Origin of the sequence: Paraburkholderia sp. HP33-1 (assembly GCF_021390595.1) — a bacterium.
GTDB lineage: Bacteria > Pseudomonadota > Gammaproteobacteria > Burkholderiales > Burkholderiaceae > Paraburkholderia.
Map to the genome: position 1 here is coordinate 885,266 of NZ_JAJEJR010000003.1, position 19,509 is coordinate 904,774.

Sequence of the window (19,509 nt, forward strand, 5' to 3'; positions counted from 1 at the left end):
GGAACGCGGTTCAGGCTCTAAATTGGTGTCACTAAACCCACTGGGCGCTTGCGAGAAACAGGCTTACCTCGCACGCGCCCCCGCCCGAACTTACCGCCAGCGAAGCGGCAGGTTCGGGCGGCTCTAGAGGAGACACCGGCATGGCCCATCAGATAACCCTCCGTTTTGAGGACGGAGTGACCCGCTTCATCGAGTGCGAGGAGGGCGAGCACGTCACCGATGCCGCCATTCGCGCCCGGATCAATATTCCACTCGATTGCCGTGACGGTGTGTGCGGTACCTGCAAGGCGGTCTGCGAGTCCGGCGAGTACGTTCTGGGCGACTGCGTGGAAGATGTGCTAAGCCCGGAGGAGGCGGGCGCCCGCAAGGTTCTCACCTGCCAGATGAGCCCACGTTCCGACTGCGTGATCCAGATCGCCACGAACTCCGATGTCTCGGGTACCGGCCCGTCCTCCCACAAAGGACGGATCGTCGCCTGCCAACGTGCGTCAGCCACCACGATCGCCTTCTCGGTCGAACTCGAGAACCGCGCAGATCTGAGCTTCCTTCCGGGGCAGTATGTCAACGTCCGGGTGCCCGGCACCGATCAGACACGGTCCTATTCTTTCAGTTCGGGGCCTTCCAAGCCGCACTTGTCCTTCCTTGTGCGCAATGTGCGTCAAGGGACGATGTCGACCTGGCTCTGCGAAACCGCCAAAGTAGGGGACCCAATCGAGTTTCGCGGTCCGATGGGCAGCTTCTACCTGCGCCCCATCGAGCGGCCGGTGTTGTTCCTGGCGGGGGGCACGGGCCTCGCGCCGTTCCTCTCGATGCTGGACAAGATCGTCGAGGACGGCGGCAGCCCGTATCCGATCCACATGATCCTCGGTGTGAACAGCGATGAGGATCTGGTTGGCATCGACCGGCTCGAAACCTATGCACAGCGCCTGCCGAACTTCGCCTTTGCCTGCACCGTCTCCAGCCCCGACAGTGCCCATCCCAACAAGGGCTATCTCACCCACCACATCATCCCCTCCCAGCTCAACGATGGCGACGCGGACGTCTACCTCTGCGGGCCGCCGCCGATGGTTGATGCGGTGCGCGATTTTCTCTCGTCCGAAAGGCTAACGCCGCGCAATTTCTACTATGAGAAGTTCTCCGGCACCGGCCTGGTGGTTCAGACCGGCGAGGAGCGCATCGCTCCTGTTGATGTCGATGAAGCCTTCGATTTGCGCATGGCTCTCGAACTGGGGGCGGCTCAGCTGACCATGGGCCGGCTGTCGAGCGAACAATTGATCAACTTCCGCCAGCTCGCCGAGGCGACGGCGCCGTTCGTGTCCGGGCGGCGCTTCACCGACGTTCCTCGCTACATCGAGGCCAACCACGCCTTCCACATGTTCACGATCGAAGCGTCCGGGAACGCCCAGTTGATCGCGCTCTACCGGCAACTGGCCGTGCAGGACTACATCGCTCGCGCGCTGACCGACCAGATCGAGATCGTAGGCGATATCGTCCAGCAGCACCGGGACATTGTCGCCGCCTTCGAACTGGGTGACCTGAACGCGGCGCGGGACGTGATTGCGCTGCATGCCCTCCATTCCAAGGCCACGATGAGCCGGGCGCTGGAGCGTATGGCGCTGGGCAAGACGGCACCGAAGGTCGCGGCGCCGCCGCCTCCCCCGTCTGCCGTGCCGGCGAACCCGCCGCAGGTCTGCCCATTTACGGCCAGGACCCTTCCGGCCTATTCACACGAACTGGACTGGCCCGAGGGGTTGGAGCCATTCAAGGTGGTCGACGACGGCTCGCAAGGCGACCCTTACGAGCACTACCGCTGGATGCGCGAGCATGCGCCGGTGCTGCGTTGCCAGTCGGCGACTTCGGACGTGTGGTTCCTCTCGCGCTATGACGATGTCTACCAGGCGATCCGCAGCCCGAAGCTGTTTTCCTCCGAGGTCGTCAGCCCGCCGCCGCTGACGTTCCTGACGCTGTTCGATGCGCCCGACCATTCGCGTTTACGCAAGGTTGTCCAGCCGTCCTTCCTGCCGCTGGCGCTCGATCCCTTTATCGACCAGATCGCGCAAAGGGCGGAGGACCTGCTCGACGCGATGATTGCCAAAGGCGGCGGTGATGTCGTCAACGATTTCGCCATCCCGCTCAGCATCTCGACCATCTCCACGATGATCGACGTGCCGAACGAGGATGAGGAGAAGATGAAGTTCTGGTCGGACGAGACTTTTAGCTACTTTGGGCGCCTCGCCCGCAATGCGCCGGGGACCGGCACCGACGAGCAGAGCGCGCAGGCTTTCTTCACTTACCTGAAGGAGGCGATGGAGCGGCTCGCTCACACCGACAGCCAGTCGATCGGCGGGCATATCGCGCGCATGTGGAAGGACGGGCTGCTTTCGGAAAAGGAAGCGAAGGAGCTGTGCGCCTTCGTCTTCATCGCCGGGCACGACACGACGACTATTCTTGTCGCCAACGCTTTTCGCATGTTCGCCGAGCAGCCGAATCTGCTGGCACGTATCCGCGAAAACCCCGCCGATGCTGAGCGTTTCGTCGAGGAGGTGGCGCGCTACCGTGGTACCGTCCAGCGCGTGAGCCGTATCACCACCGAGGCGACCACTGTCGCGGGCGTTGATCTGCCCAAGGGCGCGGTGGTGCGATTGCTGCTGTCGGCTGCGAACCGCGACAGCCGCAAGTTTGCCGAGGGTGAGACGTTCGACATCGACCGCGATTCCAGTGGCCACCTGGGTTTCGGCAACGGCATGCACAAATGCCTTGGCGCGCCGCTCGCCAAGCTGGAGACGCTGATCGCGACGAAGGCGCTGGCCCGCAAGGTTGGCGAGATTGCGCTCGATCCGGCAAGGCCGATCCAGTATGTGCGGGGCAACAATCTGACCAACTCCGGGCCGGAGCACCTGTTCGTCAAGCTGGGTGGGTTGTCGGCCTAGACCGGATGGGGGGCGCGGTCGAGTCAGTCCGCGCTTCCCTTTGCAGGCGGCAAGGATCGATCGTGGGCGGCGGCGCGGTAATCGGTTGGCCGGAGTCCCGTCTGCTTGCGGAAGAAACGACCGAAATAGGCCTCATCCTGAAAGCCCAGTTCGCTGGCGATCTGCTTCACGCTGAGCGTCGAATAGCCGAGCAGCCGCTTGGCCTCATGGATCGAGCGTGCATCGATCGCCTCGATTGCCGAGACCCCGAAGGTAGCTCGGCAGATGCGGGAGAGCTGGCCGGTGCTCACGCCCATCTCGTCGGCATAGCTGGCGACCGGCCGCCGCTCCCGGCAATGGCGGTCGAGCAGGGCGCGGAACCGCTCGATCCGCGCGGCCATTGTCCGCCGCTCGGAACTGGCTGAAAGCCGGGCGCTCTCGCTGAGGCGCCCGATCTTGACGAACAGGGTGATCGTCAGTGCTGCGCCTGCGGTGAATTGCCAGCGCTCGTGGCTCTCCGCCTCGTGCCCGATCGACTGAAAGAGGGTCTCCAGAGGTGTGCCGCGCTCGACTTCGGGATCGATCGACAGCACCGTCGGCGTGCGGATGAACTCCAGCAACTCGGGCGCGGCCGTCATCGCCAGCGATTCCAGCGCAGACTGCGCGGCGGTGATGACGTGACCGTCGATGTCGCCCCGGAAGTGAAAGCCGTGTACCGAGCGCGCCGGCACGACGATCAGGCATGGCGCTTCGACTGACCAGGTCTTGTCGTCGATGAAGGTTTCGCCGCCCCCTGCGGTGACATAGAGCACCTGGATCAGCGCATCGTGGACATGCGGTTTGATGTCGAACTCGAAACGGCCGGCACGCAGGGGAATGCGTTCGTAATGCACCATGTCGACCCAGGATTGGTCGGCTTCCGCGCCATAGAGCGCGAAATGCAGAACGGTCCGGTGGCGTTGTTGGTCATGAGCCATGATGCACGTTTTGTCCTGCTATATTTGATCTCCGTCCATTGTTCCATAGGCGCTTGAGGCGTTCAATGGGGATACAAATTGCAGCAAGCGTAATCATATGGCTACCCCAAACCGGCATGAGACCGCCTGGGCCAAATGCTAGAAGTCAGTTACCTCGACTGTTATCGAACCGAGACCCTCGATGGTGGCCTGCATAACGTCACCGGCGACGACCCGGCCGACACCTTCGCAAGTACCGGTCATGATGATGTCACCCGGGAGCAATGTGTAATAGCTTGAAGCCCACGAAATCTGACGTGCAATCCCCATAATCATGTTACTGGTATTCGACTGCTGTCGGACCGACCCGTTGACGCTCAAGCTCAATGCGAGTGCTTGCGGGTCGGCAATCTCGTCGACGGTGGTTAGCCATGGCCCCAGTACAGAATACGAGTCAACCGATTTCCGAAACGAGCGATCTTCGTTGCCGCGTATCGTCATATCCAGCGCGATCGCGTAGCCGGCGACGTAGCTCAATGCGTCCTTCTCTGAAACATGCGAAGCGCGCATGCCGATGACAACACCCAGCTCAATCTCGTGATGCGTTTCGCGCTCAGGAAACCGCAACTGAACACCGTGGCTGCACCCTACCAAGGAACTCGAAGCCTTGAGGAAAAGCCCTTGCTCTTCGACTCCGCCTTCATACTGCTTAAAGACGGGATTATCTTTCGCTTCGCGCACGTGGTCCGAGTAGTTCACGGGCACACCGATGATCTTCGATGGGCAGGCGACTGGACTCAAAAACATTGAGCCACTAACCGGGTATCGAGGTACCTGCTCGTGCAGGTCTTCGATAGCTGACTTGACTTCGCCGAGGTGAGCGATGAGCGGGTCACCGTAATTTTCGGGGTAGTGCGGCTTGGGTAACGCGAGTAGCGCCTCCGTCACGTCGAGAACTTCGTCACCCACTACAACGCCCAATCGATTGTTGTTGAACCAGCAGAGTTTCATGATGGAAGCCGCGCCCCAGGAGGGGCGCGATGCAATATCTGGGTTAGTGTTGAAGATCTTCGTGAGTGAAGCCGGCTACGCGACGATAGCGGATTTGCCACTGTTCGAACTCTTCTTGAGAGAGAACATCTTCAATGGCCGAAAAGCGCTTGCCACCCGTGCGCTCCTCCACCACCCTGAGAATCGCATCCGGGGAGATTTGACGATTCGCGAGAACGATCTTGCTGGTCGCATCCAGTCGCCTGGACTCGTATTCTTCAAGCGCCGCGACGGGGTCGCTCGACTCAGCGAGAAGGTCGGCCAAGGTAATGGCGTCGATGATCGCTTGGGCTGCACCATTTGAACCACGGGGCATCATCGGATGAGCAGCATCGCCGAGTAGCGTGACCCGGCCCTGGGACCAGAAGGGGAGCGGCTCCTGATCGACCATGGGGTATTCAAAGATCGAGTCGGCGGCCCGCAACACGGCCGGGATATCAAGCCAGTCGAAACGGCAATCTTCGAAATGGTCGATGAAGTCTTCAACGCGGCTCGTCCGGTTCCAGTCGCGCGACATCTGGTCGTTTTTCGAAGCAAGCTCGATAACCCAATTGATCAGCTGCTTTCCATCAGAATCGATGTTGTCTCGAACCGGATACATGACCAGCTTGCCTGTTTCATGCGCGCCAAGATAAAACATGGTGGCGCCAGTCAGGAACGGCTCCCAACGAGTGGTACCTCGATACAAGGTGGTTCCCTCATAGCGCGGCACCGCCTCTGCGGGATGCATCTGGGTTCGAACTACGGAGTGGACGCCGTCACATGCAACAACGACACCACCGTAAATTGACGCGAGTTCGACTTTGTCATTCCCCACAAGCTTGACTTCGACGGAATTCGAGTCTTGTGATACACCTACGCATCGACGCCCCAACTCGATTGCGTCGGATCCCAGCCGGTCTTTTACCGCACGAACGAGCACTTCGTGCAAATCGGCACGGTGTATGGATAGTTGCGGCAATGGGTATCCGCCAAAGCGTCCGCAAGGCGCCTTGTTCACGAGTTGGCCGTTTCGCGTGTAAAAGCAGACTTCGCGTGTCGCCACGCCCTTCTTCTCTGCCTCCTCGAGCACCCCGAGCTGGTTGAGTACGTGAGTCGCATGGGGAAGCAGGTTCAAGCCGACGCCCAAAGGCAAGATTTGCGGCGCAGCCTCAATAATCCGGCAAGGAACCCCTTTCTTGTGAAGGGCGAGTGCAAGTGTCAGACCACCGATGCCCGCACCGACGACGACCACGTCCGAGTCGATACGACGACCCGCCTCGTTACCAATAGTCATGAATTGATCTCCTGAATTTCGTGTCTTTTTGGTCAGTTTTGTATTCAAGCCTCGCCGCCTCGTATCTCTTCGACCAGATAACCGAGACGCGCGAGCACTTCGCGGTCCGTCATCATGAAGAGGTGGGCACCTTCATGCTCCGCTCGGTGAGAGACCCAGTTCCAGTGCGGAACGGTGAAGACGTCGTTACGTCGCCAACGGATTACTTTCGAGCCGATTCGAGTTTCGCCTTCGCCGTCCAGCACTGCGACAATGGCGTTTGACGTGGTGCGGCGAGCGACCGTTTCCTGGGCGGCAGCAAGTTCCAATGCGTAACAGTCGAGTGTCGGCATTACAGCTCCGCCATCTCTCGGATTCGTGTAGCGCAGCAGCTTGGAACCGTCCGATGCCGCCGGCGTTGATTCGAACGTCCGCTTGGTAGCCTCCCAGCTGTAGCGGAACATCGGTGAGTGAGGCGATTCGTGCGAGAGCCCTTGGGGAAGGATGCCGCCCTGAGTGAAGGCGTCGTCAGCAGGAGGCGCTTGTACGTCCACGTTGGCAGGGCCAGGCTGGAACGATACGACGCCAAGGTTGTGAAGTGCGAGCGGCAAGTCGAGGCCGTCAAGCCAGACGACGCGTTCGTCACCGTTGTTGTAGTGTCCGTGCCAGCACAACGAGGGCGTTAGGACCAGATCACCACGGCGCATTTCGCAATGTTTTCCATCAACCACCGTAGTGGCCGAGTTGCCTTCGAGTACAAGCCTAATCGCTGCGATACGGTGCCGGTGCTCATGCGCGTGCTCGCCCGGCTCGAGAATCTGAAGAGCGGCGTTCAAGTTGGTCGTCGTCTTGACCATCCCGTCGAATGCTGGATTGGTAAGCAGAAGAACACGTCTTTCTGCATCGTCCATGCTGACTTCGCGCGCGGTTCGTTCTATCAACGGGAGCATCGATTTCCACGGCCAGATGTGAGGTTCATCGGGTGGAGTTGGCTCACGGGTCACCAGACTTCGAAACCGATCCCAAAGAGGTTGAGCGTTGACTTGTGCAAGTGCATGAGTCAAGCCGGTGTAGTCGGTGCGTTCTTGCGAGGGCGAGCCGTTCATTCGTTACCTGACAAAAGGGTTCATAGATTGTCCTCGAACTATAGTGTTTCGAATTCATGTCCAAAAGCCGACAATAGGGAACGCAACGTTCCGTCGATGGAACGCTCCAGCACGAGACATCATGGGAGACTGCCGGCAGTTAAAAAGGAAAAATCTTCAAGTGCGAGCGTCTTCGACGCCTCGCATCGCTTTCTGAGCCAGTCTCAACGTTCAGGCAACGCGACGTAGAGGGCGAAGATTTGCAGGGAGTGGCGGCCGCGCTGTAGTGAGGCGGCGCGAATAAGAGGCGTAGCTGGCTCTAGCGCAAGCAGCCATACTTGGCTCGATGCCTTCGTCGTCTGGGCGAAGACAAATAGAGCCACGTGGAGGGAAGGGCGGTTTTGGGGTACAGGGCCCCGGAATACGACCGCCCGTACAGTACCCGGACAGAAAGCTACCGTCGTTACGGGGAACGTCGCCGCAGAGTGGATGGTTCACCTGCAAGCTTGGGCGGTATCTCTTCCTCCAGAAAAGCCAGGAAGGCACGCGACTTGAGGGAAAGGCTTCGCCGATTTGGATAGAGCGCGTAAATTCCGTTTGTTCTCGTTGACCGCCATTGAGGTAGCACGACTTGCAACTGCCCCGTTCGGACTTCTTCCTCGACCAGGAACCACGGCAACAGTGCCACGCCGATTCCTGAGAGAGCCGCATCGCGTCGGACTATTGGGTCGTTCGCGTCGAAACGTGGAGAAACTTCGACTTCAATTCGCTGCCCCGCGCGAGTGAATGTCCAGTGGTGCTTGCCCTCGGTGTCGAAGATATCGATGACCGAATGACGCGTCAGATCCAGGGGCTGTTTCGGAACGCCGTGTGACTGAAGATATTGCGCACTTGCACACGGCACAAAATGAATCATTCCCAGCTGCTTCGCGACCAACGAGGTATCGGCAAGAGGACCGAGGCGAATGACGAAATCAAAGTTCTCCTCAATCGGATCGACGCGTCGATTGGTTAGCTCGACCTCCACGCGCAACGCGGGGTGTTGGGAAAGAAATCGCGGCAGGATTGGCGAGAGCAAGGAGCGCCCGAACGTAAGCGGAGAGGCAACTCGAAGATGACCTCGTGTTGCGCTCTGCATTGACCCAATTGCGGCCTTCGCTTCTTCGATTTCTTCTGCGATGCGCTGACAGTGGCCAAAGATCGTTTCGCCGGATTCCGTAAGGCGCATTTTTCGTGACGACCGTTCGAGCAGGCGCGTACCGAGTGAAGTCTCCAGCCCGGAGATCGCGCGGCTGATGGTTGCCTTCGGCATGGAGAGGAGGCGCCCCGCAGCACTGATTCCGCCGCATTCCACGACCTTCGCAAAAACAAGAAGGGACTTCGGGTCAACTGTGTCCACGATATCGTTCCATTTTTGAAACGTAGCGTTGCCATTCTATCAGTTCGTTCCGCGGCTAGTAAGATTCATAGCAAGGGGTCGTCATGCAGCTGACTTGACCCATCTGCAATCGCGACTTCCGTAAGAGCTCCATAAACGTCAAAACATCTCGCCGTGCTTAAGCGGCGCAAGGAGACAGAATGAATGATTCTGAGAGCCTCTTGTTTATTGAGGCAAACGCGGAAGCTGGCTACGTGTTCGACAACGGCGCCTGGCGCGCCGCACATGGGGGCACACGACAGGTATTCGAGCCCGCGACGGGGCTGCTGTTGCGCAAGAGCGGAATCGCCGATTCGGAGGACATGCGCGGAGCAATCGGACATGCCTATGCCGCTCAGGCCGGCTGGGCGGCAAAACATCCGCGAGAACGATCTGCCATGCTTCAGCGTTGTGCCCAATGGCTGGAGCACAACTGCGGACCGCTAGCGTTGGCAATTGCCCGGGAGACGGGCGGAACCTTGGCCAAAGGTCAGCGTGAAGTCAAGGAGGCTGCTTACTTGTGCCAGATCGCCGCCGGGTTGCCGATGCAGGCACAAGGCGAAGTACTGCCCAGCACCCCTGGTCGCATGTCTATCGCCAAACGTGTGCCGCACGGTGTGATCGGTGTGATTTCACCATTCAACGTTCCTCTGATTCTGGGTATCCGCTCAGTTGCTCCGGCAATAGCATTGGGCAACTCAGTGGTGCTCAAGCCAGATCCGCGCACACCGTTTGCTGGCGGCGTCGTCATGGCCGAGATGTTCAGACACGCAGGGCTGCCGGCAGGCGTGTTCCAGATGTTGCCGGGCGATGCTGATGCCGGGGAGACCCTTGTTACGGATGACCGGGTACCTATGATTGCCTTCACCGGGTCGCCCGCCGTAGGTCGTCGTATCGGCGAGCTTGCAGGCAGGCACCTGAAGAAGGTTTCGCTGGAGCTTGGCGGCGCCAACAACCTTGTCATACTCGAGGATGCCGACCTCGATGCCGCCGCGAGTGCTGCCGCGTTCGGCGCGTGGTTTCATCAGGGCCAGGTGTGCATGGCGAGCAATCGCGTCATTGTGCACGAGCAGGTCGCAGAAGCACTGAAGCAACGTCTCGTGCACAAGGCAAATCAATTGCGTGTGGGTGATGGAGCCAGTCCAGAGGTGGCCCTCGGCCCGCTTATTAACATGCGTCAGCTAGAACGATTTGATGGTCTCGTTAGAGATAGCGTCGCGGCAGGTGCTTCTCTTGACGCAGGCGGTAGCCACGAGGGACTCTTCTATAAGCCAACCGTACTCTCCGGCGTCAAACCTGGTATGCGTAGCTTCGATGAGGAGCCGTTCGGTCCAGTGGTTAATCTGATCAGCTTCCGCACTGACGACGAGGCCGTCGCGCTGGCTAACAACAGCAGTGGGGGGCTGGCTGCAGCAGTCATAGGCCGCGACCTCGCACGCGCAATGGCTATCGGCGAGCGACTGAACGCCGGGATGATCCACATCAACGATCAAACCGTCAACAATGACGGCACGAACCCATTCGGTGGTCCTGGTCTCGGAGGCAACGGGACAGCAGTGGGCGGACCGGCTGATATTGACCAGTACACCCGCTGGCAATGGATGACCATTAAATCGGAAGTACCGAAGTACCCTTTCTGAAGATCATTGTCTTTTACGCCGTTCGCTACGGTAACAACACGCCGTAGCGCTCAAGGCAATGTCCGTTTTGACTTCGCTGTTCTGTGTGATTCCACGGCGTATGTAAATTGCACCGCCGTTCGGTCTCTTCAGCCACGCCCGTTTATCCCACGCACCGCATCCACATTTCTCAAGGAGACGCATACCATGACGTTCCATGGCAAGACCGTTGTCGTTACAGGAGTCAGTTCCGGCATTGGTGCCGATACAGCAAAGCTCATGCGCTTGCAAGGCGCGAGAGTAATTGGTATCGATCGCAATAGTCCGACGCTTTCCCTCGATGGCTTCGTCAGGGCCGATCTTTCGGAAAAGGCGGCGATCGACGACGCCATTGCGATGCTTCCCGACCACGTGGATGCCCTCGCCAATATTGCCGGTGTACCAGGAACAGTGCCGGCTGATACGGTGGCTCGCGTCAACTTCCTCGGCCTGCGGCATCTGACTCTGAAACTCATCGAACGGATGCCGGAAGGGGCAGCCGTCGTCAATATATCCTCGGCCCTGGGCAGGCAGTGGGCTGATCGTCTTCCCGAGCATCGTGCACTTGCCGAGACACCGAGCTTTGAAGCAGGGCTTGCCTGGCTCACGGATTATCCTCCGCCGCAAGATACCTACTACCAGTACATGAAGGAGGCTCTGATTGTGTGGACGCTAACGCAATCCCAAAAAATATATCTCGAGCGAGGTATCCGGGTGAACTGCGTCGCACCTGGAGCTGTTTTTACACCTATTCTCGGCAATTTTGTACAAATGCTTGGTCAGGATCACGTCGCTAAAGAGGCAGGGCGCGTCAAGCGTCCGGCATTTAGCGATGAGATTGCGTCGGTGGTCGCGTTCCTTTGCAGTGACGCCGCACGCGGGATTTCAGGTGTCAATTTGCCCGTGGACGGTGGCCTGTCGTCGACGTACATCTAGCTGCCAGTCTGGTGCGCCCAATTTTGCGCGGCGTATTTCTGCAATCTTCAGGCAAAGCGGAAGCTGTGCCGAGCGGAAGAAAAGATGTGAAGACCTCGGTCCGCTAAAAATCAATATTGTCTTATGGCGGAAGACACGCGGTGCCACCGCGTGTCGCGCCGGTCAGTGAAAAGAATAAAAACCGAAGACGGCGAATATTGATGATTTAGACAACACACAGCAAGTTTGCGTTGGCGCAAGCGTGCCAACGCGGGTATGAGAGATTTCCGACGTCAAGGATTCGATCCGACCGCTTCGAGTGAACGCAGAATGCGATTTCGTCACCGGGCAGGCGTGTAGAGCACCTTGTTTTCCATCGCATCGCTATCGCGCCGCCTGCCTGGTGCCGTCTCTCGGAGAAAGACGGACATTATGAGCGCAAGACCGGCTGATCCCGATGCAATCAGGAAAGGCGCCGTTGGGCCATACCAATCAGCGGCATACCCCGCTATCGTGGGAGAGAGGAAGCCACCAATAACCTCTCCAACGCCAATCACGGAGGCGACTGTCCTGCCTATGGCGTGCTGAGAAACGCTTTCGGCTGGAATCGTTGCGAGGAATATAGGCGAGCAACCGTAACCTAGATAGGTCACGAAAACCGCGATACAAAGCACGGGGAGCGAGCCGTTCAGGAAGCCGATGACCATCGGCGCGCAGGCGGCAACCGCCGAAAATGCAATCAGAGTAGGCTTGCGCCCGATCCGGTCAGAGAGCGCCGGTACCGCGAATCCCGAGATTACGCTCGAAACGCCGATCGTGGTCATGAAAACACTCATTGCAGTCGGGGAGAAGTGTCGTTTCTCAATCAGATACGCGGGGCCGAACGCAATGATGGCGAGGAACCACGTTATGAAAAGACAGCTCATGATCATGCAGATGAGAATATTCCTGTTGCCCAGTGCGTGCCTGAGCGAACTCGTTTGATCCGTGCTCGAAACGTCGAGTTTATGATGCGCAGTGTCGCCGGGTTCGCGAATGCAGATCGACAAGAACAGTACGAGTACCAAACCCGGCACTCCAGCGCAATAGAATGCAAAACGCCATCCATGTGAGCTCGCCAAAGGTACGATTACCGCAGGCGCCAGAACGGAGCCGAGTAACCCGACTGCGGAGGCTTGAATGAAGCCCATGTTGAAGCCGCGTCGTGAAGGGCTCGATGCAAACGCCATCAATGACTGGCTGATCGGAAGAACGGGGCCTTCGGCAAAGCCCATCAACGCACGCGCGAGTACCAGAGCCGAAAATGTGCCGGCGAGGCCCGACGAAATCGAGCAGAGGGAGAAGACAAGAACCGCCACGATCAGTACCGGCTTACGGCGGCGCCTCTTGTCCGCATACGCCCCGAGCGCAACGCCTGAAACCGCCCAGGTTAGTGCGAGGGCAGACGTAACGATGCCTATTCTCGCATTCGTTAGCGCGAAGGCGTCGTGCATGAATGGAAACAGGAAATTGATAGAAAGTCGATCGAAGAATACCGAACCAACGGTAAAAAATAGAAGTATAACTAACAGATTTTCGTATCTACGATCTTTCGATTGCATGACGTGTCTCCTTTGGTTTCGCTACGCATGACACTTGCCGCTTTCTTTCCGTCATGGGGATCAGGCGGGTATCGCAAGCGTCGGATATCGAGAGTGGCAGGATTCGAGCCTTTGATCTGAGAGCGGCCGCTCTTCGGCTATTCGGATAAAAAAACTCGCGGGAAGGCTAGAATAAGTGTGAAACACCGATATCAAAGCCAATCGTCGTACCGGAAACACCATACAGAGCGCCGCTTACTGAGAGGCCGGAGTTCATGGAACCTCGGTTGTGAACTGCGCCGAGCTGTCCGTACAAGGTCGTGCGCTTGGACAGGAAATACCTCGTCCCGATGGCGCCCATTACGGAGCGATTTGCGTGATCGTTCTGATCCGTGGTCAGGTAGACGCCGGCGTCCAGGGCTAACTGATGAGTGGCCTGGAATTGCAGGCCAAGGCTATACACATAGTTGTTGAACGAATTTGCGACGTTATAGTTCACGACAGCAGCCGATGCACTCAGCTTGCCGAAGCTGTAGGACGCACCAATCTCGCGTCCGACAAACTCTAGCGTGGTCGGAAGTGGTGTATTTACCGTACCGCCGGCGTTGCCGTCGTAAAAGGCGGCGTTGATGAGCAACGATCCATTGGTGTATCGCAGACTCGCCGAACACTGTCTTCCGGCCTGAAAGTTGCCGGCTTCACCGCCCAGCGCGAGCATAACGCTTCCCTGGAAGCCATATAGATCCGGGCTTGTGTACGAAATCGCATTCGCATTAAAGGCGCCGGTAGCTATCACATTGTCGGCATAGACAACCAGTGCGCTTCCGAAGTTTGAGTAGCTGCGCGGATCTGTCGCGAAGATTGCATTGAAGAACGATGAGAACTGCAGGCCTGCTTTGAAATCTCCGAAGTTACCTGACAGGTCAACCCACGCCTGGCGGCCAAACAGATGACCATTTGAGTCGTTGAACCCGCCATTTGCCACGCTAATGCCGCTTTCAAGCTTGAACGTTGCCTTTACGCCGTTGCCGAGATCCTCGGTGCCAGTGAGACCAAACTGGCTAGGCAGCAGGCCGCTGTCGATCAACGCCAAGGTCTTACCGCTGCTATCACGTCCTTGTGCATCAAATGTCTTGTTGGTGAACTGAAGTCCACTATCGACGATGCCATACAGTGTGACGCTACTTTGCGCGTACGATGTCCCGGCCGCAAATAAAATTATCAATAGTATTGCGAACTGAATTGCGCCGTTGCATTTCACGTTGAGTCTCCTAGTGTAATTGTTTGTGACTTCATTTGCCGCGCTCCCTATCCCGGAGCTTTTTGAGGCGGCGTTTTCGATGGAGGTTGCTTTGATCCGGCGGTGGGCCGCAACAGTTCGCCCGTAGTTAGGTAAATCGGTACTATCGAGTACGCGATAAGGACTATTTGGGGATCGTGCTATTGAGAATCTGTGCGACCCTTCATGAGCGGATCGTAACCGCTAGGTTGCTGAGCTGGCGGGAAGGAAACACATCGTCCCGATAATGGAACGATCGAGCGTCAATGCGCCGACTAGCTGCACTTTGTTCAGAGGTGACTCAGATCGGCGTGGACTGCGACGCGGTTGGCTGAACGGTTCCGGCCAGGTGGGATTGCCGGGAAGTAGGGTGTCAGCAGAGGAGGATTGACCGGTCCAGGTCGCAATCAATGCACGAGAATGCAATGTATTGACCTGATTCGCGCGGTGAACGCGCGGCGATGCGTTTCCCGTAGCTTGCGGAACGCAGGTTCAGGCTTGAATATTCCAGGGCGGCGACAGCGTCGGGAGCGTTCCGTCCGCGCGGAGAAATCGGCCGAATTCTAGATTTGCGGCCACTCTTCCTGGGTGCGATTCACGTGGCGGCGCCCACGCTTCTTAAGCGCCTCAGGTGGCCGCCCGGTCGAGTCGCGCACAACCAATTCAGCGGGTGCGGTCATGCGAACGGTCGAGTCTTCGGTGCCCTTGATGCTTGCAAGTAGTGTACTAACTGCGGTTCGCGCCATCTGCTGGAACGGCTGCCTGATTGTAGTCAGTGGAGGGTGAACCTGGGCGGCCATGGGGATGTCGTCGAATCCGATTACCGATACGTCATTTGGCACGCGCAAACCAGCTTCACGCACGGCAGCAATTACACCAAACGCACTGAGGTCGTTAGCAGCGAAGATTGCGGTAGGTGGATTGGGAAGACTCAAAAGGCGAGATGCTGCTTCGAAGGCCTTGAGCTGCGATAAGTCGCCGGCTTCTATCAGTTCGGGATCGTTCGCGAGACCGAGGCGTTCGACGGTGTCTGAGTATGCTCTTCGGCGATCCTTTACGCCTTCGATCAATTCGTCGCCTGAGATGAAGGCGATGCGCTGATGGCCAAGGTTAGCGAGATGTTCGACTGCGAGCACCGCACCACCGTAGCTATCGACTGATATGGAAGGGAAATTGGATAGTGACCCGCGTTGATCAATTGAAACCACAGGCACGTGCGCTGCTACGAGAGCCTCGGAATACGCTGAGTCTCGAGGAAGGATGGCAACGACCCCATCCGCAAACTGCTGAAGCATGCTGATCAGGCTGCGGTGTGTGTGCCGGTCTTCGTCAAATATCGTATAGACCAGTGTCTCGTAGCCAACCGCCCGGGCCGCGCGACCGACGCCCAGTATCAGTTCACTGGCGAACTGATTGTCCAGCATCGGAGTGATGATTCCAATGATGCCATTGCGGGCTCCCGACAGCTTTTGAGCGCTGCGATTTGCTACGTAGCCAATATCAGAAGCAACCCTCAATACCAGGTCCCGCGTTTCCGGCGACACATCACGGCGGTCGTTGAGTGCACGGGAAGCGGTCATCTGCGACACCCCGGCGATCTTTGCAACGTCTGCGAGGGTGGGGTTTTGCTTGCTCATAGCTCGATGAAATCCAGAAAACGTAGCGGCTGGAGGCAAATTACGCCCGACGAACCGATGCTACCGGTATAAAGCCGTTAATTTCGGTGCAACGGCGGCTTGTCTAACAGTATTTTAACAGCAGTTTGGAGTGGTCTGCTGTTTGTGACACACGCTCTTCCAGATATCAGAGTAGCGTATGTTATCTGCTTAACACGGCCTGTGTCGTTGCCCCACGGGCTTCCGGCAACCTTCTTTTCCACAGCTGGTGGGTTAACCCTCATAGCATCTCAAGTGCCGTCAAACTACGATTCTTACCGTTAGCGTTACCGGTACGAATTCGCGGCTCACTTCATTCGTTGGAACTGACCGGATGTCACGACCGGGCGAAAAACCTTTCGGGTCGTCGGGACGACTCGCTGAATGTGCTGGCACGACGACGGGTAGCGCCCTGGTGGACAAGTCGCTCGGGAACAATCTGGCGGGCAGCAAGTTCCAGCAACCGCGCAGCGGTCGGAGTGGCGGGCAAACCGGCATAGGGAAAGAAAGCGCAAGTTCCTGTTTTTAGTTTCGTCAGAAACGAGCTTCGTTGTTTGAAAGCACAGAGAAGCACCGTCCAGTTTGGAGGAACCGGTGGCGCTGCCGTCGGGGATTATTTAAACAAGAGGAGGAGCACAGCATGAAGCTTAAGTTCAAGAATCGCTGCGTCGCAGCCGCGGCGGTGATTCTGTCGTTACCGGTGATGTCGGCTATGGCGGACACCACCATTCACATCCTCAGGGCAGAGGTGCCAGGCAACGAAAAAGCAATCTACAACGAGGCGATCGCGGAGTTCGAAAAGGCGCATTCTGGGGACAAAGTTCACATCAGCTATCTCGCTAACGAAGCGTACAAACAGAAGCTGACTACACTGCTTCAGTCTAACGACAGGCCGGACATTATCTTCAGTTGGGGCGGTGGTGTACTCGCTGATCAGGCTCAGTCTGGTGTTCTTCAGGACATCACGGGGAAGATGACGGGCCCGTGGGCCGCTAGTTTTTCGCCGGCGAGTGTGGGGGCGTTCAAAGTCGACAACAAGCTTTACGGCATCCCGCTGGGAACAAGCGAAGTAGTCTTTTGGGTAAACAAGACGCTCGCTGCGAAGGCAGGAATTGACTACAAGGCTATCAAAACGTGGCCGGATTTCCTGAACGCAGTGAAGACGGCCAAAGCTGCTGGAGTTACGCCGATCATGGTCGGTGGAAAGGACAAATGGCCCCTTCATTTTTACTATAGCTATCTGATGCTGCGTGAGGCAGGGAAGTCGGGAATGACGGCTGCCTTCAAGGGGAATGGAAAGGGATTCGCTGCGCCGGCGTTTGTCAAAGCTGGAAGCGATTTCAAGCAACTCGTCGACCTGAACCCGTTCGAGCGTGGTTTCATGAGCCTGACTTTCGAGCAAGCCAGTGGCCAATTTGGGGACGGCAAGGCCGTCTTTCACTTGATGGGTGATTGGGACTATGGCACCCAGAAGGCGAATTCGGCTAACGGCAAAGGCATCGCGGACGAGAATCTCGACACCATTCGCTTTCCGATGGTTCCAGGTGGAGCCGGGGAATATACGGATACCTTCGGGGGGATCACAGGCTGGGCTGTCGTAAAGGACGCAAAGCCCGAAGCAGTGGAGTTTCTTAAGGTCCTGAGTAGCTTGAAGTACCAGGAGGCGGGCGCGGCCGAAGGCAGCTTTATCCCTGTCGTGAAGGGTGCCGACACTTCACTGAAAAAGCCATTTTTCCAGGCTATGGCCAAGGATATAAGCGTGTCCACGTATCACCAGAACTTTCTCAACGAGGCGCTGGGCGCTAATGCAGGCGAGGTATTCGACGACGCTGCCGCCGACCTCGCGCAGGGCGTAACTTCACCGCAGAAGGCTGCTGACAGCATCCAGAGCGCGTGGTCGATGCGCTGATGGAAACGACGCCAAGGTGCACCCGCCACTTGGCGTCTACTCCACTCAACACTCAGGACAGGTCAGATGACGATATTGCACCGGCTGGATCAGGTGACGACTCCCAACACCGCCAGGGTTGCTCCGAGAACCGGCTTTTCGAGCCTCTTTCGTGGGAAAACTGCGGCGCTCGTGATTATGCTGCCGCCTGCTTTGACGCTCTTCACGCTCTTTGTTGCCTGGCCATTCATTGATGCGGCCTACTATAGCGTTTTTAAGTGGAACGGTTTTGGCACGCCAACTGATTTCGTTGGGTTGAAGAATTTCGAATTGATTCTGCATCATGACGTGTTCTTCCGCGCTATCCTCAACGCGCTCATCATCCTATGCGCGTCGCTGTTCGTTCAGCTTCCATTCGCACTTGGCCTTGCGCTGCTGATTTATAAAAAGACTCCTGTAAACGCGATATTCAGACTGTTCTTCTTTCTCCCGTTTATTATCGCGGAAATTGCTTCAGGTTTGATCTGGGGATTTATCTTTGACGGCGACAGTGGGTTGGTGGCGGTGATTACGAATGCGCTTCACATGCAGCCGTACTTTCTGCTGACCGACCATACATGGGCGTTCTTCGGAATCACTTTGGTCGTGATTTGGAAATATTTTGGCTTTCACATGATGATCTACGTTGCCGCCTTGCAAGGTGTTCCGGCGGAGCTCGTAGAAGCTGCAAAAATTGAGGGCGCACGTCGGTGGCAAATTGTCACCAACGTACTGGTTCCGATGATTCGGCCCGCGATCGGTGTCAGTGCATTCTTTGCCGTCGTTGGTTCGCTGCAACTGTTCGACGTTGTCATTCCGTTGACGAATGGCGGGCCTTCGAATTCGACGCAGACGATCGTCACGTACCTTTATACATTTGGCCTGACCCGGATGCGCATCGGATTTGGTAGCGCGGTGGGTGTCATGCTTTTCGTTGTCGCTTTTTCTATCTCGCTGCTGTATCAGCGGTACCTCGTGCGGAGGACAACGCGATGAGAAGTCGAAATTTTATCTTTAATATTTTCCGCGCATCAGTACTGTTGTTGGTCACGTTTTTCGTGCTAGGGCCGCTGACTATAGCGCTCCTTGGAGGCTTCAAAACGAATGGCGAGTTGCAAAGCAATCCACTCGGACTTCCTTCCGTCTGGCACGGGCAATACTACGGCTCGATTCTGGAGAGCCACGATTTCTGGCAGTACATGGGAAATTCGCTGTTCATCTCGACGGTTACTGTGATGCTGACGCTGATCGTTGCTGCAGCCGCCGCTTACGTGTTTGCTCAGTTGCGTTTTTTTGGCTCGCGCATGCTCGAGACCTACCTGCTGGCCGGACTCGTGTTTCCGTTCGCGACGGCCATCCTGCCACTGTTCATCAAGATTCGCGACCTGGGTTTGCTTGATAGTCACTGGGGGCTAATCCTGCCGCAAACTGCCTTTGGTCTTTCTCTTGCGATCATGTTGTTCAAGACGTTCTTCGGGCAATTGCCGCCGGAGCTATTCGAAGCGGCCTATGTAGAGGGTTGTGGTTATCTGCGGTTCTTCTGGCAGTTCACGCTGCCGCTTTCAACTCCAATCCTCGCGACGGTCGGTGTCTTCGCGTTCGTACAGAGCTGGAACAATTTTTTGCTCCCGCTCGTAGTCATTGACTCACGGAGTCTCTATACCTTGCCACTCGGAATGATGCAGTTTCGAGGGCAATACCTGGTTGAGTGGAATCGAACACTCGCATTCGTCACTCTCACTATCCTGCCGGCCATCGTGTTCTTCTTTGCCGCGCAGAAATACATTGTCGCCGGTCTGACCGGCGGTGCGGTCAAGGGATAA

At 57.3% G+C, this 19,509-nt stretch carries 14 protein-coding genes; 6 read left to right on the forward strand and 8 right to left on the reverse strand.

Annotated elements, in window-relative coordinates; translation table 11 throughout:
• Positions 1–140: 140 nt before the first annotated feature.
• Positions 141–2,930 (forward strand): benzoate 1,2-dioxygenase electron transfer component BenC, encoded by a 2,790-nt coding sequence (gene benC, locus L0U81_RS31000; RefSeq protein ID WP_233809573.1) that lies wholly within the window; start codon positions 141–143, stop codon positions 2,928–2,930.
• A gap of 23 nt (positions 2,931–2,953) precedes the next feature.
• Here benC and L0U81_RS31005 read toward each other — a convergent pair whose 3' ends face one another.
• The 5 genes from L0U81_RS31005 to L0U81_RS31025 all read right to left on the reverse strand — a co-directional run bounded on the left by L0U81_RS31005 (position 2,954) and on the right by L0U81_RS31025 (position 8,654).
• The gene (locus tag L0U81_RS31005) at positions 2,954–3,886 is read right to left on the reverse strand and encodes a helix-turn-helix domain-containing protein (RefSeq protein ID WP_233809575.1); all 933 of its coding nucleotides are present in this window, start codon (positions 3,884–3,886) and stop codon (positions 2,954–2,956) included.
• A 138-nt stretch (positions 3,887–4,024) separates the two neighbouring features.
• Complete coding sequence (locus tag L0U81_RS31010; protein ID WP_233809577.1) at positions 4,025–4,876, reverse strand: fumarylacetoacetate hydrolase family protein; 852 nt, start codon at positions 4,874–4,876, stop codon at positions 4,025–4,027.
• 43 nt (positions 4,877–4,919) lie between these two features.
• Entirely contained in the window at positions 4,920–6,191 is a 1,272-nt protein-coding gene (locus L0U81_RS31015; RefSeq protein ID WP_233809579.1) for a flavin-dependent oxidoreductase, read from the reverse strand.
• A gap of 44 nt (positions 6,192–6,235) precedes the next feature.
• Positions 6,236–7,276, reverse strand: a complete 1,041-nt coding sequence (locus L0U81_RS31020; protein WP_233809581.1) for a cupin domain-containing protein — start codon at positions 7,274–7,276, stop codon at positions 6,236–6,238.
• A 442-nt stretch (positions 7,277–7,718) separates the two neighbouring features.
• Positions 7,719–8,654 (reverse strand): LysR family transcriptional regulator, encoded by a 936-nt coding sequence (locus tag L0U81_RS31025; protein WP_233809583.1) that lies wholly within the window; start codon positions 8,652–8,654, stop codon positions 7,719–7,721.
• 179 nt (positions 8,655–8,833) lie between these two features.
• Between L0U81_RS31025 and L0U81_RS31030 the strand changes: the two genes are divergently transcribed.
• Positions 8,834–10,312 (forward strand): aldehyde dehydrogenase family protein, encoded by a 1,479-nt coding sequence (locus L0U81_RS31030; protein WP_233809585.1) that lies wholly within the window; start codon positions 8,834–8,836, stop codon positions 10,310–10,312.
• 186 nt (positions 10,313–10,498) lie between these two features.
• A complete protein-coding gene (locus tag L0U81_RS31035; RefSeq protein ID WP_233809587.1) occupies positions 10,499–11,266 on the forward strand; it encodes a coniferyl-alcohol dehydrogenase in 768 nt (255 codons plus the stop codon).
• A 320-nt stretch (positions 11,267–11,586) separates the two neighbouring features.
• Here L0U81_RS31035 and L0U81_RS31040 read toward each other — a convergent pair whose 3' ends face one another.
• From L0U81_RS31040 to L0U81_RS31050, 3 genes are all read right to left on the reverse strand, one after another.
• On the reverse strand, positions 11,587–12,846 hold the full coding sequence (locus L0U81_RS31040) for an MFS transporter (RefSeq protein ID WP_233809589.1): 1,260 nt from the start codon (positions 12,844–12,846) through the stop codon (positions 11,587–11,589).
• Between the two features lie 166 nt (positions 12,847–13,012).
• Positions 13,013–14,086, reverse strand: coding sequence for a porin (locus L0U81_RS31045; RefSeq protein ID WP_233809591.1), 1,074 nt, complete (start codon positions 14,084–14,086; stop codon positions 13,013–13,015).
• Positions 14,087–14,667: 581 nt separating this feature from the next.
• Positions 14,668–15,741 (reverse strand): LacI family DNA-binding transcriptional regulator, encoded by a 1,074-nt coding sequence (locus tag L0U81_RS31050; protein WP_233809593.1) that lies wholly within the window; start codon positions 15,739–15,741, stop codon positions 14,668–14,670.
• 658 nt (positions 15,742–16,399) lie between these two features.
• Here L0U81_RS31050 and L0U81_RS31055 point away from each other — a divergent pair.
• The 3 genes from L0U81_RS31055 to L0U81_RS31065 all read left to right on the forward strand — a co-directional run bounded on the left by L0U81_RS31055 (position 16,400) and on the right by L0U81_RS31065 (position 19,509).
• A complete protein-coding gene (locus tag L0U81_RS31055; protein ID WP_233809595.1) occupies positions 16,400–17,668 on the forward strand; it encodes an extracellular solute-binding protein in 1,269 nt (422 codons plus the stop codon).
• A gap of 66 nt (positions 17,669–17,734) precedes the next feature.
• Positions 17,735–18,682, forward strand: a complete 948-nt coding sequence (locus L0U81_RS31060) for a carbohydrate ABC transporter permease (protein WP_233809597.1) — start codon at positions 17,735–17,737, stop codon at positions 18,680–18,682.
• Positions 18,679–19,509: a carbohydrate ABC transporter permease gene (locus tag L0U81_RS31065; protein ID WP_233809599.1), complete on the forward strand. Its 831-nt coding sequence runs from the start codon at positions 18,679–18,681 to the stop codon at positions 19,507–19,509. The genes L0U81_RS31060 and L0U81_RS31065 overlap by 4 nt, the downstream gene beginning before the upstream one ends.